Source organism: Streptomyces lancefieldiae, from assembly GCF_031845825.1.
In the GTDB taxonomy this organism is placed as follows: Bacteria; Actinomycetota; Actinomycetes; order Streptomycetales; family Streptomycetaceae; genus Streptomyces; species Streptomyces lancefieldiae.
Map to the genome: position 1 here is coordinate 64685 of NZ_JAVRFH010000010.1, position 21972 is coordinate 86656.

General features: G+C 70.6%; 19 protein-coding genes. 12 read left to right on the plus strand and 7 right to left on the minus strand.

Annotated elements, in window-relative coordinates; genetic code table 11:
• The first annotated feature begins 26 nt into the window (after window positions 1–26).
• Window positions 27–1061, plus strand: a complete 1035-nt coding sequence (locus RM812_RS12680) for a beta-ketoacyl-ACP synthase III (RefSeq protein WP_311572587.1) — start codon at window positions 27–29, stop codon at window positions 1059–1061.
• A gap of 68 nt (window positions 1062–1129) precedes the next feature.
• Here the strand turns inward: RM812_RS12680 and RM812_RS12685 are convergent, their stop codons facing one another.
• Together RM812_RS12685 and RM812_RS12690 are read right to left on the minus strand one after the other, a co-directional pair.
• Window positions 1130–2014 carry an alpha/beta fold hydrolase gene (locus tag RM812_RS12685; protein WP_311572588.1) on the minus strand — a complete coding sequence of 295 codons (885 nt, stop codon included), beginning with the start codon at window positions 2012–2014 and terminating at the stop codon, window positions 1130–1132.
• A 60-nt stretch (window positions 2015–2074) separates the two neighbouring features.
• Entirely contained in the window at window positions 2075–3013 is a 939-nt protein-coding gene (locus tag RM812_RS12690; protein ID WP_311572589.1) for an amidohydrolase family protein, read from the minus strand.
• Between the two features lie 173 nt (window positions 3014–3186).
• On the opposite strand from RM812_RS12690, the gene RM812_RS12695 reads away from it, so the two are divergent.
• The gene (locus RM812_RS12695; protein ID WP_311572729.1) at window positions 3187–3756 is read left to right on the plus strand and encodes an SDR family oxidoreductase; all 570 of its coding nucleotides are present in this window, start codon (window positions 3187–3189) and stop codon (window positions 3754–3756) included.
• A gap of 229 nt (window positions 3757–3985) precedes the next feature.
• Here RM812_RS12695 and RM812_RS12700 read toward each other — a convergent pair whose 3' ends face one another.
• Window positions 3986–4813: an HAD family hydrolase gene (locus tag RM812_RS12700; protein ID WP_311572590.1), complete on the minus strand. Its 828-nt coding sequence runs from the start codon at window positions 4811–4813 to the stop codon at window positions 3986–3988.
• 546 nt (window positions 4814–5359) lie between these two features.
• Here RM812_RS12700 and RM812_RS12705 point away from each other — a divergent pair.
• Together RM812_RS12705 and RM812_RS12710 are read left to right on the plus strand one after the other, a co-directional pair.
• A complete protein-coding gene (locus tag RM812_RS12705) occupies window positions 5360–5965 on the plus strand; it encodes a ScbR family autoregulator-binding transcription factor (protein ID WP_394816447.1) in 606 nt (201 codons plus the stop codon).
• Between the two features lie 214 nt (window positions 5966–6179).
• Window positions 6180–6797 (plus strand): GOLPH3/VPS74 family protein, encoded by a 618-nt coding sequence (locus tag RM812_RS12710; protein WP_311572730.1) that lies wholly within the window; start codon window positions 6180–6182, stop codon window positions 6795–6797.
• Window positions 6798–6872: 75 nt separating this feature from the next.
• Here the strand turns inward: RM812_RS12710 and RM812_RS12715 are convergent, their stop codons facing one another.
• Window positions 6873–8705 carry an AMP-binding protein gene (locus RM812_RS12715; protein WP_311572592.1) on the minus strand — a complete coding sequence of 611 codons (1833 nt, stop codon included), beginning with the start codon at window positions 8703–8705 and terminating at the stop codon, window positions 6873–6875.
• A gap of 215 nt (window positions 8706–8920) precedes the next feature.
• Here RM812_RS12715 and RM812_RS12720 point away from each other — a divergent pair, with 215 nt between their 5' ends.
• The 3 genes from RM812_RS12720 to RM812_RS12730 all read left to right on the plus strand — a co-directional run bounded on the left by RM812_RS12720 (window position 8921) and on the right by RM812_RS12730 (window position 12455).
• Window positions 8921–9763: an alpha/beta fold hydrolase gene (locus tag RM812_RS12720; protein ID WP_311572593.1), complete on the plus strand. Its 843-nt coding sequence runs from the start codon at window positions 8921–8923 to the stop codon at window positions 9761–9763.
• A 1-nt stretch (window position 9764) separates the two neighbouring features.
• Entirely contained in the window at window positions 9765–11024 is a 1260-nt protein-coding gene (locus RM812_RS12725; RefSeq protein ID WP_311572594.1) for a hypothetical protein, read from the plus strand.
• Between the two features lie 234 nt (window positions 11025–11258).
• The gene (locus tag RM812_RS12730; RefSeq protein WP_311572595.1) at window positions 11259–12455 is read left to right on the plus strand and encodes a cytochrome P450 family protein; all 1197 of its coding nucleotides are present in this window, start codon (window positions 11259–11261) and stop codon (window positions 12453–12455) included.
• A gap of 71 nt (window positions 12456–12526) precedes the next feature.
• On the opposite strand, the gene RM812_RS12735 is transcribed toward RM812_RS12730, so the two are convergent.
• Both RM812_RS12735 and RM812_RS12740 read right to left on the minus strand, forming a co-directional pair.
• A complete protein-coding gene (locus tag RM812_RS12735; RefSeq protein WP_311572596.1) occupies window positions 12527–13705 on the minus strand; it encodes a PP2C family protein-serine/threonine phosphatase in 1179 nt (392 codons plus the stop codon).
• Between the two features lie 138 nt (window positions 13706–13843).
• Window positions 13844–14869, minus strand: coding sequence for an NADP-dependent oxidoreductase (locus tag RM812_RS12740; RefSeq protein WP_394816448.1), 1026 nt, complete (start codon window positions 14867–14869; stop codon window positions 13844–13846).
• 71 nt (window positions 14870–14940) lie between these two features.
• Here RM812_RS12740 and RM812_RS12745 point away from each other — a divergent pair, with 71 nt between their 5' ends.
• The 4 genes from RM812_RS12745 (at window position 14941) to RM812_RS12760 (ending at window position 19888) form a co-directional block, all read left to right on the plus strand.
• Complete coding sequence (locus tag RM812_RS12745) at window positions 14941–16026, plus strand: GlxA family transcriptional regulator (RefSeq protein ID WP_311572597.1); 1086 nt, start codon at window positions 14941–14943, stop codon at window positions 16024–16026.
• A 102-nt stretch (window positions 16027–16128) separates the two neighbouring features.
• Window positions 16129–17778, plus strand: coding sequence for a multicopper oxidase family protein (locus tag RM812_RS12750; protein ID WP_311572598.1), 1650 nt, complete (start codon window positions 16129–16131; stop codon window positions 17776–17778).
• 167 nt (window positions 17779–17945) lie between these two features.
• Window positions 17946–18785 (plus strand): SDR family oxidoreductase, encoded by an 840-nt coding sequence (locus RM812_RS12755; RefSeq protein WP_311572599.1) that lies wholly within the window; start codon window positions 17946–17948, stop codon window positions 18783–18785.
• On the plus strand, window positions 18782–19888 hold the full coding sequence (locus RM812_RS12760; RefSeq protein ID WP_311572600.1) for a class I mannose-6-phosphate isomerase: 1107 nt from the start codon (window positions 18782–18784) through the stop codon (window positions 19886–19888). Before RM812_RS12755 ends, RM812_RS12760 begins: the two co-directional genes overlap by 4 nt.
• 53 nt (window positions 19889–19941) lie before the next feature.
• On the opposite strand, the gene RM812_RS12765 is transcribed toward RM812_RS12760, so the two are convergent.
• A complete protein-coding gene (locus RM812_RS12765) occupies window positions 19942–20859 on the minus strand; it encodes an alpha/beta hydrolase (RefSeq protein ID WP_311572601.1) in 918 nt (305 codons plus the stop codon).
• A 232-nt stretch (window positions 20860–21091) separates the two neighbouring features.
• On the opposite strand from RM812_RS12765, the gene RM812_RS12770 reads away from it, so the two are divergent.
• A complete protein-coding gene (locus RM812_RS12770) occupies window positions 21092–21967 on the plus strand; it encodes a helix-turn-helix transcriptional regulator (RefSeq protein ID WP_311572602.1) in 876 nt (291 codons plus the stop codon).
• Window positions 21968–21972 lie beyond the last annotated feature (5 nt).

Below are 21972 nucleotides of genomic sequence, written 5' to 3' on the forward strand. Positions count from 1 at the left end.
ACGAGCAGCACAGAGAAGACAGACCGTTGATCTTTGCACGCAGAACCACCCCGTCGCCGGCGCGTGCCGCGCGACTGCTCGGCCTGGGGGCCTACCTGCCCCCGCGCACGGTGAGCAACGCCGAACTGTCCTCACGCCTGGACACTACGGACGAATGGATCCGAACCCGTATCGGCATCGCCGAGCGGCACATCGCCGATCCGGTGACAGCCACCAGTGACCTGGCGGCGGAGGCGGGACTGCGGGCGATGAAATCGGCGAGGGTCGAACACGTCGACGCCGTGGTCCTCGCCACCGCCACTCCGGACCACCACGTGCCCGGCACCGCGCCGCTGGTGGCCCACCGGCTCGGCCTGCGTCAGATCCCCGCCTTCGATCTCGGCGCCGGCTGCTCGGGCTTCGTCTACGCGACGACCGTCGCGGCAGGACTGATCCACGCGGGAACCGCCGGCAGCGTACTGGTCATCGGAGCGGAGAAGATGTCGGCCGTCATCGACCCCGCCGACCGACAGACCGCGCCGATCTTCGGAGACGGGGCGGGCGCAGTCGTGCTCACCGCCGGACGGGCCGACGAACCAGGAGTCCTCGGACCAGCCGCATGGGGCAGCGACGGCGAGCACGCGGACGCCATCCACATCCCCGCCGGGGGTTCCCGCTGTCCCTCACGCACCGTCGATGACGCGAAGAACCAGTACGTACACATGAAAGGCAACGAAGTGTTCCGTCACGCGGTGCGCCACATCACTCGCGTGACCCAAGAAGCCGCCGCCGCGGCCGGATGGCGTCTCCAGGACGTCGACAGGGTGATCGTCCACCAGGCCAACGCACGCATCAGCGCGGCCGTGGCCCACACGCTGGGAATCCCGCCCGAGTGCCTTCCGTCCAACATCGCCCACGTCGGCAACACCTCTGCGGCCTCCATTCCCCTGTTGCTGAGCCACTCCGCGATCGACGGGCAGCTGAAGGCCGGGCAACGAGTCGTCGTGACCTCTTTCGGTGCCGGCTTCACCTGGGCGGCCACCACTCTGCTGTGGCCCACCGGGCTTCAGGCTCTCGTCTGAGCGTCGGGGCGTTCGCGCTCCCCGGTGGAGACGCGAACGCCCCCACCTCGCCGGTCTGCCGGACGGGATCAGCCGCGGTGCTCCCGGCTTCCGTGGGCGTGTTCCGCTCCCGGCGTGTGCCCGTTCACCCACTCCGTGGGCACCTGTCCCTCACGGCTCAGCATCTGTGTCGCCAGCGCCCGCAGAGCCGCCGCGAAGGTCGCCGGATCGCGCAGGAACTCCATGTGGATGCCGGGGAACTCCGCCCACGGCACACCGATCCGGCGGGCGATCTCGGCGGACGGCCGTGCGTAGTACGCACCGCGGTCGCAGGCGCCTGCGCCCAGCACGATCGGGAAGGGCGCGGCCTTCAGCGCGGCCTCGTCGGGGTGGAAGGCGGCGAAGCCGGGCCCTTCCGTGCCGAACAGGTGGTCCTGGTTCCCCAGGAACCGCTCCCAGAGGTCGTCGGGCCAGCGGTACGTCCCCTCACCGCGCGTCGTCCGGGCAAACCGGCGTCCTGCCGCCGGGGCGCCGCTCTCGGCGTACAGCGCGGCCATGTTGCTGAAGAAGCCACGCTCGGGGTCGCCTTCGGGCAGGACGTTCACGGCGGGCGGCTCGTGCGCGACCAGACCGGTCAGCACCTGCGGGTGCAGCGCGGCCAGCGTCAGGCCGATGATCGCTCCTCCGCTGTTGCCGAACACGAGAGCCCGTCCGCCCGCCACCGACTCGATCAGCCGACGGGCGTCGGCCGCCTGCTGAGCGAGGTCCATCGGTTCGGCGCAGCGGCCGGTACTGCGGGAGTTGCCTCGCCGGTCGTAGGTGATCACGGTGAAGGCGTCGGCCAGTTCCTCGGCGACACCCGAGTAGTACCCGGCGTCCCCTCCGGCCCCGCTGATCATCAGCAGAGGGGGTCCGCTGCCGCGCACTTCGTGGTACAGGCGCGCTCCGTCGGTCTCGAACACGTCACTGCGCATGGCAGGTCTCCGTCCTGGGTGAAGCGTCGGTGGCGTTGCTGGAGGCGGCGCCCCGCGGTGTCAGGACCGGGCAAGCCGAGGGATCAGAAGTTCGGCGTTGCCGCGGTTGACGGCGTGGAGCTGCCCGGGTTCCCAGTGCGGATAGTCGTCCAGCCCGCTGTCGAAGCCGGTGGCCCACTGCTCGGGAAGCATGGGGAAGTCGCTGCCGTACAGGACGTGTCCGGGCGCGGCGAAGGCGAGCAGCGAGGGCAGGGCGGCCGGGCCGGCGGAGATGGCGGTGTCGAAGTAGAAGCGACGAAGGTCGCTCAGCAGGCCCTCGGGCGTGGAGTCGGCATGGAGCCGGGCGGCCACGGCGAAGCGGTGGGCGGCGTAGGGCAGGAAGCCGCCGGCATGGGGAAGAATCATCCTGATCCGGGGGTACCGCCCCGGCACACCGTTGACAGCCAGGTGCAGGGCCGTGCGGCACGTGTCGTACGGGAAGTCGACCAGAGGGCCGGGCAGGCCGGGGACCGGCGCGATCGGCGGCGCGGTGGGGTGGACGAGGACGACGGCGGCACGGGCGTCCAGCTCTGCCCAGAGCGGCTCGAACGCCGGGTCGCCGAGGTAACGGCCGTGCGCGTTGGACAGGACCGTCAGACCGTCGGCGTTCAGCTCATCCAGTGCGTGGGCGGCCTCGGCGAGCGCGGCGTCCACATCGGGCAGGGGGAGGACGGCGAAGTGACCAAAACGATCGGGCCGGTCCTTGACGACTTCGGCGGTGTACTCGTTCACCCTCCGAGCGCCGTCGCGGGCCCCGGAGGGGTCGTCCGGGGCCCCGACCGGGGCGGGAAACGACAGGAGTCCGGTGGCGATCTGCCTGCGGTCCATCATCGCGATCGCGCTCCGCACGTCCCACGCGGGAGCGGGCCAGCCCAGGGCCGCGGCTCGCTCGGCCATCGCACGGCCCAGGTCCGGTGGGACCAGGTGCTGGTGTACGTCGATACGCGCGGGGTCCGACATGTCGGTCAGAGCCTCCTCGTACGAGGTGCGGGAAGTACGGCTTCGGCGGGACGGCCCGTATCCGGGGGTATCCCCCGGGGAACGGCGGCGTGGGTGGCAGAGCCGGGGAATCACCCGAGCGGACGAGCCCGGGTTCGCCGTGGTGACGACTCGGGCCGTAGCGAGCGCTCGCCCTGGCGGGGCGCGGGTCGAACGTCGTACTCGGTGCTCGGCGCGGCGACCGCGTCGAGCAGCTCGGCGCCGAGTTACGGCACAACGGTGGCCGCGCCGTCGGTGTGCCGACCGACGTACGCCGGCGCGAGAATCTCGTCCGCCTCGTCGACACGGCGGTCAGCGGATTCGGTCGACTCGACGCGCTGGTCGACAACGCCGGTACCGGACCCGTCTCCCCGCTGGAGGACCTGCGCGTCGACGAATGGGACGACATGATCGACGTCAATCTGCGCGGCGTCCTGCACGGCATCGCCGCCGCGCTGCCCGTCTTCCGCCGGCAGGAGGCCGGGCACTTCGTCATGGTGGCGTCGGCCGCGGCGTACCGCACCGTCCCCGGGCAGGCGGTGCACTCCGCGACGAAGACGGCCGTGCGCACGGTCTGCGATGGACTGCGGCAGGAGGTCGGCGACCTGCGCGTGACGATCGTCTCCCCGGGCTTCGTCCACACCGACTTCGTCAACACCGTCGTCGGCCCGGAGACCCGCGCCGCGCCGCTGGTCCGCCGCGACGCCGACACTGGATCCCTCTGATCGCGAACGCCATCACCCGGCCGGACCAGGTCGACGTGAACGAGATCGTGGTACGGCCCACCGCACAGCGCCGGCGGCCGCGCCCCGGTAGCTCCTTCAGGACGCCACCGGGGCCGGCGCCGGCCGGATCGTACTGTCGGCAGCAGACCGTCAGGGACGCGGTCAACACGTCGGCCGTACCGACGGGTTCCGCCGACCTCCCGGGGCCCTGTGACGCGCACCCGGGCCGCTAGGCGGTCTCGTCCACACCGGCGGAGCGTCCGCCCAGGGACGCGGCCGAGTCGTCGCCTCCGGCCCGGTCGCCGGGCGCGGGCAGTACCGGTCCGGTCGTCCACCTCCCTGCCCAGGCCAGGAGGTCCGGTGCGTGCAGGGCCGTCACCCACAGGTCGGCCCGGTCGGCTTCTTCCTCGGCCGGCCGAGGCCCGACGCCGACCACCCTGAGGCCCGCCCGACGGGCGGATTCGACCCCGGTCTGGGAGTCCTCCACGGCCAGCGCGTCCTGAGGCCGGACACCGCAGAGTCGAGCCGCCGCCGCGTACACGTCCGGCCACGGCTTGGGGCGCAGGTCCTCCAGCCGTTCCCGCGTCGCCGGACGGGCGTCCGCCGTGTGGTCCCCGGTCCCGGATGGGACCACGATGTGCTGGAAATGCCGTCGCAGCCCCGCCCAGCCGAGGCTCTCCTCGACCACCTGTGCGGGGCAGTTGCTGGCCACCGCCAGCGGCAGCCGGCCGGAGAGCAGGTGGACGAACTCCGCGGCTCCGGGCATGGTGAGGGGCTCGTCGGCCACCAGTGCCAGGAAGTGTTCCAGGAGGGCCGTCGTCAGGCCGGTGGCCAGTTCCGGCTTCTGCGTCTCCTCGGCCATCAGCCGCCCGCAGTCGGCGTAGTGAACGCCTTTGGCCCGCTCCGCGAACCCGCGCGGAGGCGTCAGCCCGAAGGCGCTGAAGGCCCGATTCCGAGCTTCCTGCCAGTGGCGTTCGGTGTCCATCAGGGTGCCGTCACAGTCGAAGACGACGGCCTTGGGGGTCCAGCGGAGAAGAGGGGGGTTCCGAGTAGGCACGGTGCCTCCTGGAGTGGGAGCGAGTAGGCGCGCCGACGGCGGCGTCGCGCCCCGGTTGGCGCGGTTCCCCGTGCGCCGGAGGTGTGCACCCCGTGTTCCTCCGGCGGCCCGGACGGATCATTCCGCACTCCGGGCATTCCGCCGCAAACGGGAAACATTGCAGTAACTACGATATTTTTGCCGCACAGAGTGATGCAATCACTACTTCGAGTGATCGACGATGCGGCGAGGAGGGTGTAAGTCCCGTCGCGCCACGAGTCGTGACCGTGGAGCCGACGGCCCGACAACCACGCGAAAAGGGCGAAGAGTTGAGGCATATGCGGATGACGGCCCGCATCAGTCGCCTTCGAGCAGCCGAGGTCGCCTCAGTGCCACGAAACACGCCGTGAAAGTCCTTTGACCACCCGTAAGCGCTCACCATCGAAAGGAAATGCAATTACCGCGCGGACAAGAGACGAATTGCACCGGGCGTGCGCGGGCGCACTACATTCTCGACCGTCAGGAGAACGCTGAGCGAAGGTGGACAGCACCGTGCAGGAACGGGCCATGGCAACCCGCAGATCCCTCCTTGAGGCAGCCGCCCGCCTCTTCGCCGAGCGGGGTTACACCGCCACCAGCGTCAACGACATAAGCGCCCTGTCCGGCCGGACCAGTGGCTCCGTCTACTTCCACTACGCGAGCAAGGAGGGAGTCGCCCTCGCCGTCGTACAGGCGCAGTTCGCCAGCTGGCCCGGGCTCGCCGCGCGGTACACGGATCCCCGCGAACCGCCTCTGGAGCGTCTCGTCGCCCTGAGCTACGAGGTCGCCCGTGCTCTTGCCGAGGACATCCACACGCGCGCAGGCGCACGCCTGTGGGCGGAACGCGAAACGATCGACGCTCCGATTCCCGACCCCTTCGCCCTCTGGACAGTCGCCGCCACCCGCCTCCTCGCCCAGGCCCGGGCAGCGGGCCACCTGGCCCCTGGCGTCCGGCCCGCGCCCACCGCCCGCACGCTCGTCCGTGCCTTCTTCGGACTCTGCACTCTCACCGAGGCCCTGGAGGGGCCCGAGGTCATCGTCCACCGACTCACCGACTGGTGGCACCTGACGCTGCCCCACCTACGGCGCGGCGGCGAGACGTCGCAGCAGTGCTGTGGCCACCCGCGGACATGACGGACGGGGCGCCGGTCGCGGCCCGGCTGCGGTCACTGAGCCGGGGACGGCCATGCGTCGTGTCGTCCGCCCGGTGTCCTGACGACGCGGCCGAGGAGCTGAGCGCCGAGACGTACAGATGACTGGTCGTCAGGATGGTGATATGTATGTCACGTGCCGTCCCGGTTCCCGCCCCGGGGGCCGGACTGACGGGTCGCGATGACGACGTTTGGACGTGCAGCCGCCTATGACCACAGCGCGGAACCTTCTCGTGATCACCTTGGACAGCGCCGGTGATCCGCCCGTGAGAGCTGGTGACCTGTCGCTCGCGCTGGCCGGGGCCGAACTGATCGACCTCTGCGCGGCCCGTGTGGTCGAGTTGCGAGAGGACCGCATCGTGCCCGGCCGGCTTCCCGCACCGGCCGACGTCCTCCTGGAGCAGGCCTTCGCATCGTTCATCCGGGAAGAGCCGTACGAGACGATCAGCGACTGGCTGTGGCGCAGAGGGAAAGCGCTGGACGTGGCCTATGTCGCCGCCTTCGAAACAGAGGGGTTGCTGACGCGCCAGCGCCGTCGGGCCCGTCTCTTCCCGACCGGTGAACCCGTCCTCGTCGATTCACCCGCCCGCCGCCAGGCAACGGAGCGGTGGTCCTCCGCGGAACCCGTCCTCGTGACCCTCGCGGAAGCCGTGGGCGTCCGCGGCCCGCAAGCGCGGGACCTCCCCCCGGAGACCGATGGTGCGGTGGAGCTCATCCTGGCCGCCGTCGGCGACGCACTGCAGGAACTGGATTCCGAACGGCAGCGACGGAGCATCGAGCAAGAGGCGTTCAACAACATCTGGCGCGCCCCCTGAACGAACGGCGCCGCGGAGTGGCCGACAGGTCCGCCACCGCCGTGAAGTGGAACCATTCGCCTGAAGCCGGGTGCGTCAGCCCTCGGCGTCCAGCCGGGCGCTGATGTCCTCACGCAGCCGAACCTTGTCCGTCTTGCCGACCGCGGTCAGGGGCAGCGCTGGAACCTCGACAAGACGTTCCGGCAGCTTGAACCGGGCCAGCCCGCGGTCCTCCAGGTACGTGCGGATCTCCCGCAGGGCCGGCGCCCCCTCGTCACCGCCCACCACGTACAGGCAGACGACTTCGCCCAGCACACGATGCGGCATCGCGACGGCCGCCGCGGCCCGCACACCGGGATGCGCCAGGACCAGCGCTTCCAGTTCGTCTGCCGGGATCTTCTCTCCTCCGCGGTTGATCACGTCCTTCAGCCGCCCGGCGACCACGAAGTTCCCTGAGGCGTGGCGGCGGACGAGGTCGCCGGTGCGGTAGAAGCCGTCGGCGGTGAACGACGCGGGTGACACGCCACCGTGATACGCCGTGATGACTCCCGGTCCCCTGACCAGGAGTTCGCCGGTCTCACCGTCGGTGACGCGTCGGCCCTCGGCGTCCACCACGAGGGTTTCGTCACCTGGTGAAGACGGCCGCCCCTGCGTGGTGAAAGCCACGTCGGGCGGGTCGTCGAGCCGGGTGAAGTTCAGCAGGCCCTCGCTCATGCCGTACACCTGCTGGACCCGGCAGTCGAAGGCACCGGCCAGTTGGACGGCCGTGGATTCGTCCAGGCGCGCCCCGCCGATCTGCAGCACCTCCAGGCTGGACAGGTCACGATCGCCGAGAGTGGCTCCGGCCATGAGCCACTGCCGGGCGAGCGCGGGAGTGAGCGCACAGTGTGTGACGCGTTCGCGCTCGATCAACGCCATGGCCACGGCCGCATCGTCCGGCGCGGCGAGGACCACCTTCCCGCCGCAGGCGAGCGTGCCGAGAATTCCTGGACTGGAGAAGGCGAAGCCGTGTGTCACGGGCAGGACGGCGAGGAACACCGATTCAGGGGTCAGCCCCGAGACCGCCGCCGACGTACGGACCACGTGTCCGAGCGCCTCGTGGGTGCGGGCGATGGGTTTGGGCGCGCCCGTGGTTCCGCTCGACAGCAGGAAGAGGGCGGTGTCCGAGGGGTGCCGGATCGCGGGTGAGGGAGCCGGACCGGCGGGCTGGACGAGATCGTCGATGCTCACGTGGTCACCGGCCGGGCCGGCGAGGCCCGAGACGAGCAGGGTCCGTACGGACGGATGCCGCTCGCGGAGCTTCTCGGCCAGCCCCAGGTGCTCGAAGCGCTGGTGCCGGGCCGGCACGGCCAGTGCAGTGGGTGCCAACGCGGTGAGTACCTGCTGGAGTTCGTGTTCGCGCAGGGCGGGAAGGGCGAGAACCGGGCACGCACCGTGCCTGATCAGCGCGAGTACCAGAACGACGATCTGGACCTGGTTCGGTAGTTGCACGAGCACGTTCTCGCCGGGCCGGACGCCGCTGTGCGCCAACCGTGCGGCGCAGCCGGACACCGCCGCTTCGAGTTCGGCCCTGGTGAAAGCGCGGTCGCCGCCGACAAGGGCCGCACGGTGACCCGCATGCACGCGCGTGCTCAGTACGAGATCGTCCAGGAACTCCGGGCGCCACCAGCCGCGGTCGCGGTACTCCCCGGAAACACCTGCGCCAGGAACGCGTTCGCCGACCGTATCGGCGAGTTGCCGGAGGGTGTGGTCGTGCCCGGTCCAGAGATCGACGCGTGTGGCGAACCGATCGGCCAGCTCCACCTGCATCTGCGTGAGGTCGACGGAGTCGAGCCCGAGATCTGCACGCAGCCGTGCGTCGTCGTGCAGCAGCTGTTCCTCGATTCCCAAGTCACGGAGAATCCTGCGGACTTCGTCGATGCCCGTCACCCGGGCCTCCTTGCTTCGGGAGCCGATTCCTTCGCGGTACGTGCCTGGTCGGTATGCCCAGTGCTTCCCACCGCAAGACCGGCGCGCGGGTGCAGTCGGAAGCGCGTGTGACCGCGGAGGCGTGGGAAGTGGGCAGTGCCGACTCCTACGCGCCCTGCACCGTCCGTGCCATGTATGTCACGCTGTGCCGTCCCACCGGGTGTGATTGGAGCGTGATGAGCCCATTGGACAGCGGGACGCTCGCCGTACGGGGCGCTAAGATCTACTTCGAAGTACGAGGTGAGGGGCCTCTCCTGCTGCTCATCGGAGGGGGAAACTCAGATGCGGCTGTCTACAAGCGTCTGGCTGCCGTCCTGGCTTCGGACCACCGTGTCGTCACCTGTGATCCGCGGGGCAACTCACGCAGCGTGCTCGACGGCCCTCCGGTGGACCAGAGGGTCGAGGAGCACGCCGACGACGCCTACCGGCTGATCCGGCACCTCGCCGGCCCCATGGAGCCCGTGTATGTCTTCGGAAGCTGCTCGGGCGGACTCATCGCGCTGGAACTCACGATCCGCCATCCGGACAGGATCCGGCTGACCGTCGCCCACGAACCCCCCGTTCTGAGCATCCTTCCGGACGCGGAGCGGCACTTGGCACTCCTCGATGACGTCTGTGAGACATACCTCCGTGAGGGTATGGCACCGGCCCTGACCAAGCTCCAGGCCCTCCACGGGGGCCGGCCCGCACCGGCCCTCCCGGAGGTGCACAACAACACCGACTTCTTCCTGACCCACTTCGTCCGTCCGTTCACGCGTTTCGTGCCCGACCTCGCCGCACTCGGCGAAGTGGCGCACAAGGTGGTGTGGGCCGGTGGCCACGCCTCACGCGAGGATCTCGTGCACCGCCCCACGCTCCTGCTCGCCGAGCGGTTCGGCCGCGAGGTGGAACTGTTCCCGGGTGGACATGTCGGATACGCGAGGTACCCCGCAGACTTCGCCGAGCGGCTCGTCGAGGTCCTCGCCGCGGCACCCGGCACCGTGGGCAGTCCGCAGAGGACCACCGACGGAGGGACGTGACGTGCGGATCGTGATGGGTGCGCAGAACTGCGGTTTCGGTCCGGCCTCCGAGCTCGTCGCGGTCTCCCGGCATCTGCCCGAGCACGAGCGGGTGTTCGTCGGCGACGGCATCACCGCCGTCTTCGCCGGGCGCAATCCCGACGCCTTCGACGACGTGTACGACACCAGTGGGATGACGAGGAGTTCCGGGGCGGAGGTGACCGACGACCTGCTGCGGAGCAGCGATCACGTGGTCTCCGTCATGGACGCCGAGCTGGTGTTCCGGGCCGTCGTGGCGCGGCGGCCCGTGACCATGGTGGACAGCCTGTTCAGCTTCTGGCAGCTCGCACGACCACTGGACAGGATCCGCGACCTCTGCGCGACCATGCCGCGCTCCAGCTACGCGGCCGCCGACCGTCACCTGACGGGGCTCTCGCCGCATGAGCGGGTCGTCGCGGCTCACTTGCTCGCCACACACAGCGTCGTGCAGAACTTCCCCGGCGTCACCGAGCGCGCAGCCGAACTGGCCGGTCCGGGGACCGGCTCCGGGGTGCACCGGACCGGCTCGATCATCGACGTCGGCGGGCTGCGGGACGTCGTGCTCACCGCCGAACCGCAGTACGACCTGCTGATCAATGTCGGTGGGTTCAAGAACTTCCTCCTGGACTTCGACGTCAACAACGACTACTTGCGCCTGCTGCACCGTTGGGTTCCGGACCTGCTGCGGGACTGGCCCCGGTTCCGTCGCGTCCTGGTCTGCGGCGGCCCGTTCGGCGAGGGCCGGCAGCGGACCTTCTCGGCCGTGGGCAGGCAGGCCGACTGCTGTTTCCTGCGTCAGCGTGAGCTGGTCCGGATCGCGGCGAGTACTGCGGACTATCTCCTGGCTCCCGGACTCACGGCACTCCACGAATCGATCGCCCTCGGGCGGCTTCCCCTGGCGATCCATGAGCAGCACTACGCCCATGTCTTCACCATGCGCGCACTGGACGGCACCCTGTTCGGCCGTAGCGGCGGCCGCTTCGCGGACGTGGTGCCGTGTCACCCGTTGCCGGAGGACGACTTCGCCGGCACCGCGGCCCTGGTGAAGCTGGCCGGCCGCATCCGGGAAGACGACGGGCTGTACGCGAAGTACCGCCGGACGTTCAACGAACGCATCGAGCATTACGTCTCACTCACCCCGCCGCAACGACAGCAGGGCGTCGAGGAGCTCGGGAAGCTCCTCGACGGTGAACCGGTCCACTCGGTGATGACCGACATCCTGGGCACGTCGCGCGCTGCGTAGCGTGCGGCTCGGGTCGCTGCCGAAGGAGAGGTGGGCGAGGTGGCAGCGACCGGCCGACCCGTGGCCTCCGTCTGCCGGAAACCGGGTTTGTCCGGTGACGGCAAGGGTTACAGTCGGCGGGCAGTCGTCGCCGCCCGCCGGTGGGCGGGGTCCCCTCCCCGGGGCCGTGGGCCCCGACCCCGTCGGTCACCGTCGTGTGCCGCGAGCCCTGAGCCGTCAGTGAGGTGGTAGCCCATGAGCATCGTCGATCTAGCCGCACTCGGCGAGTCCTTCACGCGCGACCCGTACCCCGTGTACGCCCGGTTACGGGCCCGGGGTCCCGTACACCGCATCAGGATGCCGGAGGGGAACGCGGAGGCCTGGCTCGTCGTCGGCTATGAGGCCGGGCGCGCCGCGCTCACGGACCCGACCCTCTCGAAGGACTGGGGCAAGGCGTCCCCCTCGCTTCCGCTCGGTGCCATCTCCTCCGGTCCTCATATGCTCAGGGCCGACCCGCCGGACCACACGCGGCTGCGCAAGCTGGTCGCCCGGGAGTTCACCGCTCGCCGGGTGGAGGAACTCGCCCCGCGCATCCAGAAGACCACCGACGCCCTCCTGGACCGGATGCTCGCGAGGTCCGACGGGCGCGCCGACCTCGTCGAGGCCCTGTCCTTCCCGCTGCCCATCTCCGTCATCTGCGAACTCCTCGGCGTCCCGGGCCTCGACCGCGATTCCTTCCGGACGTGGTCGAACGACGCTCTCGGCGCCACCGCCCCCGGAGCCCGTACGGCCGCCGCGGCGTCCATGGCGCGGTACCTGGAGGAACTGCTCGCGAGCAAGCGGCAGCAGCCGGGCGACGATCTCATGAGCGCGCTGATCCACGGTTCGGACGGCGACGGCGACCGGCTGTCCGCCGACGAACTCCGCGGGATGGCATGGCTGTTGCTGGTGGCGGGCCACGAGACCACCGTGAACCTCATCTCCAACGGCGTCCTCGCCCTGCTCACCCATCCCGAGCAGCTGGCCGCCCTGCGCGCCGACCTCACACTCGTCGACTCCGCCGTCGAGGAAATGCTCCGCTACGACGGCCCTGTGGAGACCCCCACGTACCGGTTCACAACCGAGCCCGTGACCATCGGCGACACGGTCGTCCCCGGGGGCGGCGAGCTCGTCCTCGTGGCCCTGGCCGACGCCGACCGCGACCCGGCGCGCTTCCCCGAGCCCGACCGCTTCGACATCACCCGCGACGCCCGCGGCCACGTGGCGTTCGGCCACGGGATCCACTACTGCCTGGGGGCCCCGCTGGCGCGCCTGGAGGCACGCATCGCCATCAGCACGCTCCTGGAACGCTGCGAGAGCCTGGCCTTGGACATTCACCCGGCGGCGATCACCTGGCGTCCCGGGCTGATGATCCGCGGCCCGCAGAGCCTGCCCGTCCGGTTCGCCCCGTAGGCGGCGGGTGGTTGCCGGTGCTGCGTCGGCCCTGGTGCGGTCCGCCGTCGCACCGGCCCGGGGACATCCGCTCATGCGGGCTGTTCGAGGTCGGGTTGGAGCGCGATCACGACGACGTCGTCGGACAGGTTGGGCGCCCATTGGGCGAGGTCGCGCTCGAGAAAGGCGATGAGGCTGGTGGGGGAAGGCCGCTGAGTGCGGCTGTCGAAGTGGGCCTGGATCCGATTGCGGAGAGGGTAGAAGGAACCGGTGGGGCTGCGTGCCTCGGTGATGCCGTCGGAGTAGGCGACCAGAACGTCCCCGGGATCGAGTGCGCAGGTGTGGGTGCGCGGCGATTCGGGCAGCATGTCCCCCATACCCAGGGGCAGGCTGTGCTCGGTCTGCACGACGGATGTGCCCTGGCGTCCGACGATGAGCAGAGGCTGGTGGCCGCGGTCCAGGATCCGCACTTCGCGCGCGTCCGAGGAGAACTCGAGCAGCACCGCTGTGGCGAAGAGTTCATCCGCCGGCGCCGGAACCTCTTCGTGACCCTGCGTTTCGCTGATGTCGCTGACGGTCTCCACCGGGGGGTAGTCGCGGTCGAGCTGCAACGCCACGTCGATGCGGTCGGCGACCTGAGGAAGCGCCTGGTGGGACAGCGCCGCCTCCTGGAAGGACGAGATCACCGTGGCCACGGTCTGCGTGGCGTTGATGCCCTTTCCTTTGACATCCCCGACGATCACACGGATACCGAACGGGGTCGGGCGGACGCTGTAGAGATCCCCGCCGATGAGCGCATCGTCATCGGCTGCCCGGTAGAAGCCGGCCAGCCTCAACGGGCCGACCCGGGCGGGAAGAGGCCGCAGCAGGGCGAGTTGAACCGCTTCGGCCACGACCTGCACGCGGCGGAACCGGCCCTCGATGCGATAGCGCGTCGTGCACAGCACAACGGAGAGCAGTGTGACGGCACCCAGCACGATCAAGGCCGAGATGGTCGTCGGGCCGATGTAGTCCGCGAGCAGCTCAGTGAGAGCCAGCAGGGCACATCCAGCCGCCCCGGTGGCCGCGACGCCGATCGGTGGATAAGTGAAGATGGCCAGCACGACCGAGGCCGACAGCAGCGATCCGAAGAAGTAGTGCGGCGGTGTCGCCTGATCGAGCCCGATCGCCGCCACCACCAGCGTGGGGGGCAGCCAGCGCAGCCAGCGTGGCGGCCATGGGTGCTCCTCAGCCTGCCGCCGGTGCGCCACAGCAGCACGACCCGCACCCACAGCTGTCAGTCCTTTCCCGCCCGTCTCGAGGCTCGAAGCGCATAACGAGCATCATGCATGAACAAACCTGCCCTCAATAGCACCAACCCGCCAGAACAGGTCATCCGCAGGGCAGGCCGGGCCCCGAGCCATCCCGCCTCAGCGCACGGTGATGACCAGCTTGCCCGTGGTGCGGCCCGTCTCCCCCAGCACGTGCGCCCGGGCGCCTTCGGCGAGGGGGAAGGTGCCGGACACGTGGACGCGGAGCCTGCCCCGGTCGACGAGCCCGGCGACGGCGCGCATCCCTGCCTGGTCGTGCTCGACCAGCAGCGTGACCGCGCGGACCTGTGCCTTCTCCGCCGCGGCCCGGGTGTCCTCGGCGCCCGGCAGCAGGGAGACGAGGACGCCGCCGGGGCGGAGAACGCTCACGGAACGGGTGGCGGTCTTTCCGCCCAGGGCGTCGAGGACGACGTCGTAGCGCTCCTCGGTGTCGGTGAAGTCCTCGGAGCGGTGGTCGACGCAGGCATCCGCGCCGAGCTCGCGCAGGAAGTCGTGCTTGGGGGCGCTCGCCGTCCCTGTGACGTGCGCGCCGCGCTCCTTGGCGATCTGTACGGCGAGATGACCGACACCGCCGGCCGCGGCGTGGATCAACACCCGCTGCCCGGCCCGGAGGCCCGCGGTCTCGACGAGGGCCTGCCAGGCGGTGAGCGCGGCCAGCGGCAGAGCGGCCGCCTTGACGTGGTCGATCCCGGCGGGCTTGGCGGCGAAGGCGCGGGTGGGGCCGGTCACGTACTCGGCGTGGGAGCCGGCTCCGTACGGGTAGGGCAGCATGCCGAACACCTCGTCACCGGGCTGGAAGAGGGTGACGCCGAAGCCGGTCTCGACCACGGTGCCGGAGACGTCCCAGCCGAGGGTCAGCGGCGGGGGCGGCAGGAAGATACTCAGGGTGCGGTGCTTGAAGTCCGTGGGGTTGAGTCCCGCCGCGTGCACGGCGACGAGGATCTCCCCGGGGCCGGGCGCGGGCCGCGGAAGCTCGGTGAGCCGCAGGACCTCGGGGCCGCCGAGGGCCGTCTGGTGCAGGGCCAGCATCACGGGGGCGCCGTCCGGGGCGGCGGCGGCCGGGGTGCCCGTGGCGGCCGTCCGGTCCGGGGAGTCGAGGTTCTCAGGGGTGTCCGTCGAAGTCATGCCTTTGATCCTGGCCGTGCGGCCAGGCCCGGGGCGATGGCAGGAAGGTCATCTTCCGATACATTCTCGCCATGCCCCTCGACCCGGCCACTCGCCCCGCATCCGCCGCACCCTCCGGGGACCGTGACCTCGCCGGCCACGCGGCCGGACCGGGCCGGGACCCCCTGCCCGGCGCCCACAAGGTCGTCGTCCTCGCCCTCGACGGCGTCTACCCCTTCGAACTCGGCATCCCCCACCGGGTCCTGGGTTCCGCCGGAGGCCGCTACGAGGTGCTGTCCGCGAGTGTGGACGGGCGGCCCGTGCGCACCGACTCGGACCTGACCGTCACCCCCGGACACGGTCCCGAGGTGCTGGCCGAGGCGGACACCGTGGTCGTCCCGCCGTACGCGCTCTCCCCGGCCTCGGCGGCCACCCCGGACCCGCAGGCCCTCGCCGCCCTGTCCCGCGTCCGCCCCGGCACCCGTCTGGTGTCCATCTGCACCGGTGCCTTCCTGCTGGCCGCCGCCGGTCTCCTGGACGGACGCCGGGCCACCACCCACTGGGCCCTCGCCCACCACTTCAGGGAACTGTTCCCCCGGGTCGAGCTCGACGCCGGGGTGCTCTTCGTCGACCACGGTGACGTGCTGACCTCCGCGGGGGCGGCGAGCGGTGTGGACGTCTGCCTGCACCTGGTGCGTCAGGACCACGGCAGCGAGGTGGCCAATCACGTCGCCCGCTGCTGCGTCGTGCCGCCGTACCGGGACGGCGGGCAGGCGCAGTACATCGAGCGGCCACTGCCGCCGGCGAGCACCACCGGCACCGGGCCGACCCGCGACTGGGCGCTGCAACGGCTGGAACTGCCCCTGTCGCTGGACGAGCTGGCCGGGCACGCGGCGATGAGCACCCGTACCTTCGCCCGGCGCTTCCGGGAGGAGACCGGCCTGAGCCCCGGCCGCTGGCTGACCCAGCAGCGGCTTCGGCGGGCGCGGCACCTGCTGGAGTCCAGCGACCTGCCGGTGGAACGGGTCGCCCACGAGGTCGGCTTCGCCACCGCCACCTCGCTGCGGCGGCACCTGGCGGCGGAGGCGGGGGTCGCCCCGTCGGCCTACCGGCGCACCTTCCGCGCCTCGGAACCGGCTGCGGGAGACGTCGGGGAAGCCTCGGGGCACGGGGGCTGAAGGGCTCCGTCGGCCTCGACACGGCGTCGGGGCACCCGTGATTGAGGAGACGCGCCGCCTTCAATCACGCATATAAGCGCACAAAACAGGTCTTATATAGACATGCCTACTTATACGCGGCGCACCCTGCTGGGTGCCTCGATCATGGCCGCCGGCACGGGAGCCCTGACCGCATGTACCGGGTCCGGCGGCAACTCCGAGCCCAGGGCCAACTCCGGGGTCGGGGCCCCCGGCCACACGGGCGGCGCGCACAGCGCAGGCGGCTTCGTACCGAAGGGGCCCAAGGGATACGTCAACCCGTCCGACCCCGAGGTCCTCGCCGCCGAGAAGAAGCGCGGGGACGGCCCGCTCCGCAGGTTCAGGCTCACCGCCACGGAGACCTCCCTCGACCTGGGCGGTCGGAGCGTCAGAACATGGACGTACGGCGACGCGCTGCCCGGCAAGGAGGTGCGGATCACCGCGGGCGACGTACTCGATCTCACGCTCGCCAACCATCTGCGCGAGTCCACGACACTGCACTCGCACGGTGTCCGGATGCGTTGCGACATGGACGGCGTGCCGGGCCTGACCCAGTACTCCGTCAAGCCCGGCGCGGACTTCACCTACCGCTTCGCCGTGACGCACCCGGGCACGTACTGGCTGCATTCGCACTCGGGCATGCAGCTCGACCGCGGCCTGTACGCGCCGCTGATCGTCGAGGACCCCAAGGAGCCGTTGTCCTACGACAAGGAGTGGGTCGTCGTCCTGGACGACTGGCTGGACGGCGTGGCCGGCTCCACCCCGGACGCCGTGCTCGCGCAGTTGCAGGACGGCAAGGGCCGGCCGATGGACATGGGGGAGGGCACCGGACGCGACGGTTCACGCCACGACATGTCCGACGGCGCCCGCGGGTCGGACCCCGGCCGGCCCACCGGCCCGTCCCGCGTCCTGCGGGACTCCCACAGCCGCATGCTGCACAGCATGGGCGGAAACGTCGACTACCCGCACTACCTGGTCAACGGCCGACTGCCGCAGGCTCCCACGGTGTTCCGGGCCCGGCCCGGGGACCGTATCCGGCTGCGGATCATCAACGCCGGGGGCGACACGGCCTTCCGGGTGGCGCTGGGCGGTCACGAGATGACGGTGACGCACACGGACGGTTACCCGGTCCGGCACACGAAGACGGACGCGCTGCTGCTCGGCATGGCCGAACGCTATGACGTGCTGATCACCGCCAAGGACGGGGTGTTCCCCCTGGTCGCACTCGCCGAGGGCAAGAACGCCAGGGCCCTGGCGGTCCTGCGCACCGGCAGCGGGGAGATCCCCGGGCCCGCGGCGCACCCGAACCAGCTCAATGGCCGGGTCGTGCCCGCCAGACGACTCGTGCCGCACGAGTCCGTGGCCTTCAGCCGCCGCGACCCGGACCGTGAGATGCGCATCAAACTGACCGGCGGCATGAAGGACTTCGACTGGGGCTTCGATCACGAGCCCTACTCCATCCAGAAGCGCGTCCCGATCCGGGAAGGTGAACGGATCCGTCTGACCCTCATCAACGCCACCGACATGTGGCACCCCATTCACCTGCACGGCCACACGTTCGCCCTCACCGGCATCGACTCGGCCGGAGCCCGCAAGGACACCGCCCTCGTACTGCCCCACCGAAAACTCGTCTTCGACTTCCACGCCGACAACCCGGGCCTGTGGATGCTGCACTGCCACAACCAGTACCACTCCGAATCCGGCATGATGACCATCCTCGGTTACCGGAAGTAGCCCGGTGCGCCGGACTCCCCTGCCATCTGCGCCGGAGCAGGTGGCAGGTGGACCCGCCCTGTGCTGCGACAGCCCGTCCTGAGATGGCGGGGCGTCGACCGGCGGGTGAGCATGGACTGTCAGCGGGCCCGGACCCGCCCGGCTCGAGCGATTCCAGGGGAGACCTCATGTCTCAGCCTCGTCAGCAGCAGTCCCCGCCCGGTGTGACGTCCGAGATGGTTCCCCGGCCCGACCACGGCGAGGAGAGCTACCGCGGAGCCGGGCGGCTGACCGGCAAGGCCGCGGTGATCACTGGTGGGGACAGCGGGATCGGGCGTGCGGTGGCGATCGCCTACGCACGCGAGGGCGCGGACGTCCTGGTCTCCTATCTCGACGAGCACGAGGACGCGGCGGAGACCCGACGGTGGGTGAAGGAGGCGGGGCGCAAGTGCGTGCTCGTGCCGGGCGACGTCGCCGATCCGGCGCACTGCCGGTCGATCGTCGACAAGGCCGTGGAGGAATTCGGCCGGATCGACGTACTTGTCAACAACGCCGCGTTCCAGATGACGCGGGACTCCATCGAGGACATCCCCGATGAGGAGTGGGACCGCACCCTGGCGATCAACATCAGCGCCTTCTTCCACCTGACCAAGGCCGCTGTCGCGCACATGCGGCCCGGATCGGCGATCATCGGGAGCACCTCGGTGAACTCCGACAGCCCGCCGCCGCAACTGCTGGCCTACAACGTCACCAAGGCGGGCATCGCGAACATGGTCGGCTCGCTGGCCCAGATGCTGGCCGCGAAGGGCATCCGGGCCAACAGTGTCGCCCCGGGGCCCATCTGGACACCGCTCATCCCGGCGACGATGCCGCCCGAGCAGGTGGAGAACTTCGGGTCGCAGGTGCCGCTGGGGCGGCCGGGACAGCCGGCCGAGCTGGCGCCGGTCTACGTGCTGCTCGCCTCGGACGAGGCCGGCTACGTCTCCGGGGCCCGGATCGCGGTGACCGGCGGACAGCCGATCCTGTGAGCGCGGACCTGGCGGGTCTGTACCCGCTGCGGCTGACCACCACGGCGAAGTCGCTGGTGTTCGGCGGGCATGCGATCGCCCGCCGCCTGGGCAAGGCCGGCATCCCGGACTGGAGCATCGCGGAGACATGGGAGTGCAGCGACGTCGACGGCGCCGGCAGCGTGGTGACCGCCGGTCCCCTGGCCGGCCTGCCCCTGCGCCAGGTGGTCCTCGACCACCCCGGAGCACTGATGGGCGCCGGATGGTCCGGCCGGTACTTCCCCGTGCTGACGAAGTTCATCGACGCCACCGGTGCCCTGCCCGTGCATCTGCACGCCGACGACGAGGCCGCCCGGCGCCTGGAGGGCCGGCCCAACGGCAAGACCGAGGCGTGGCACATCCTTGACGCCTCCCCCGGCGCGACCGCCCTGTGCGGCGTCAAGGCCGGCGTGACGGCCGGCCAGTTGCGTGCCGCGCTGGAGGCGCAGGACTTCGACGCGGTCCTACGGCGTCTGCCGGTGCGGGCGGGAGAGACCCTTTATGTGCCCGGCGGCACGCTGCACAGCTTCGGACCGGACACCCTGGTCTACGAGGTGGAGCAGACGTCCGACATTCAGCAGCATGCGATGCGTTGGAAGATGGAGGACGGCTCTCCCGTGGGCGACGCGGAGTTCGGCGCCAACCTCGACATGCTGATGCGGCAGGTCGACCTGGGCAGCAGGCCGGATTTCACGCCCGGGCTGAGCATCGCCGTCGGTGACGGGGTGCAGCGGGTCTTCCTGTGTGCGAGCCCCTTCTTCGCCCTCGAACGCTGGCGTGCCGGGACGGCGGAGCCGTTGCGTCACTCGTTCGCCACCGCGCAGATCCTGTCCAACGTCGGCGCTCCGGTGCGGGTACGGACGGGCGTCTGGAGCGAAGAGCTCGGCCGGGCGGAATCTCTCCTGCTGCCCGCGGCCTGCGGTGAGGTCGAGATCACCGGGCCGGCCGACGTCCTGTTCGGCTACCTGCCCGACCTCGACCGCGACGTCTGCGGCCCGCTGCTCGAGGCCGGCTACCCGCTCCCGCTCATCGCCGCCCTGGGTGCGGGCATGGGCGCCAGCGGCGCGGACACGCGGGAGTCCTGAAGAGGTGGCGGCGTCCCGGCGAGCGCATGAGCTCTTCGACGCCGCGACCGTGTTCAGGCGGCCAGGTGCGTGCCGAAGAATTCGGCGAGCTTGGCGACGGCCGGGGTGACGTATGCGTCCTTGTCGTACAGGTCGATGTGTGTGGCGCCGTCGATGACGAACAGTTCCTTGGGTTCGGCCGCCTTCTCGATCGCTTCCCGGCTGAAGTAGGCGGTCTCCGCCTCCGAACCGACGATCATCAGCAAGGGGCGGGGCGAGATGAGCCGGATCATCGCGTAGGAGTCGTACTGGGCGATCAGGTCGATGCTGCGCAGCACCCATCCCTGGTTCGCGCGGGGGTGGTGGCCGCGCGGGGTGCGGTAGAACTCGTACGTCTCCCGGAACTGCCTGGTGGCGGTCTCCAGCAGTTCCTCGGCGTTCTCGGGAATCCACGCCTCCAACTGCGGGGCCGCGCCGCGCGCTTCCGCGGTGCGCAGTGCACCGGCCCGGTCGAGCATGGCCTCGAGGACCGCCGGGTCCTGGGTGCGGCCCAGTCCCTCACGGAACACCGACCCGAGGTCCCCGGCACTGACCGTGGCGACACTCTTGATGCGGTGGTCGGTCTGCGCTGCGTAGGGAACGTAACCGCCGGACGCGCAGATGCCCAGAGCCCCGACACGGTCCGGGTCGATGTCGTCACGGGTGGTCAGGTAGGTCACGGCGGACTTGATGTCCTCGGCTCGCTGGAAGGGGTTTTCCAGACCTCGCGGCTCGCCCTCGCTCTCGCCCTGGTGGGCGGCGTCGAAGACGAGCGCGGCGAACCCGGCACCGGCCAGACGTTCGGCGTAGACACTCGGGCTCTGCTCCTTCACGCCGCCTCCCGGGTGGGAGATGACGACGGCGGGCAACCGGTCGTCGACGTGATCGTCGGGGGTGAAGAGAATCCCCGCTACGGCGAGGTTGTTGCTGGGGAAGGTGACGCCGGTCCTCATCTTCTGTGTCTCCTGGGTGCGGGCGGAAAGTGCTGTGTGCTGCGACCGTGGGCAGGACGGATTCCATCCGGGACTCCTCCCGCGACGGGGTGGTCCACTCCGACCGGTCACGTCACCGACACTCGCACGCGGCACACGAGTGGGTAAGGGGCCTCTCGTGTCCTGGGACCACGCTGTCCTGGGACACGCCAGGCCCCCTGTCACGGGCATCACCGCCTGCGAGACTTGTCCTATGACCGGCATTGACGCGCACCACGGCGAACTGGGTGCCTTCCTCAGGGCACGGCGTATGGAACTGAGCCCGGCCCAGGTCGGGCTGCCCTACTCGGCCGGCCGGCGGCGCAGGGTCGAGGGCCTGCGCCGGGAGGAAGTGGCCCTGCTGGCGTCGATCAGCCCCGACTACTACACGCGCCTGGAGCAGGGCCGCCGCCAGGCTTCCGAACCGGTGCTGGAAATCCTTGCGCGTGTTCTCCGCCTCGACGACGGCGAGCGTGCCTACTTGTTCGAGCTGTCCGGTCGGGACGCCGCCCGGCCCCGTCGACGCACCGCGCAGAAGGTCCAGCCGCAGCTGCGGCGGCTGCTGGACGACCTCTCCACCACGCCCGCCGTCGTCCTGGGCCGGCGCACGGACATCCTCGCCTGGAACCCCGTGGCCGCGGCTCTGTTCACCGACTTCGCGCGGATCCCCGACAAGAAGCGCAACTTCGTGCGGCTGGTCTTCTGCGAACCGGCCATCAGAGCGTTGTACCCGGACTGGGACCGGGTGGCACGGACCAGCCTGGCACAGCTGCGCATGGAGGCCGCCCGGGACCCGAAGGATCCACGGCTGACGGAACTGGTGGGCGAGCTGTCACTTCAGGACCCCGACTTCCGGCGGTGGTGGGGCGCCCATCATGTCGCCGTCCAGGGCCCGGGCACGAAAGTCCTGAACCATCCGACGGTCGGCCGGCTCACCCTCGACTGGTCCTTCCTCACCATCACCGGCGACCCCGATCAGCAGCTCATCACCCTGACCGCCGAGCCCGGCAGTCCCAGCCACGACCGACTGCGCCTCCTTGCTTCGGAGGCCGAACGGGCCGTCGGCCACCCGGTGGCGGGTACGGCGTGAAGGGG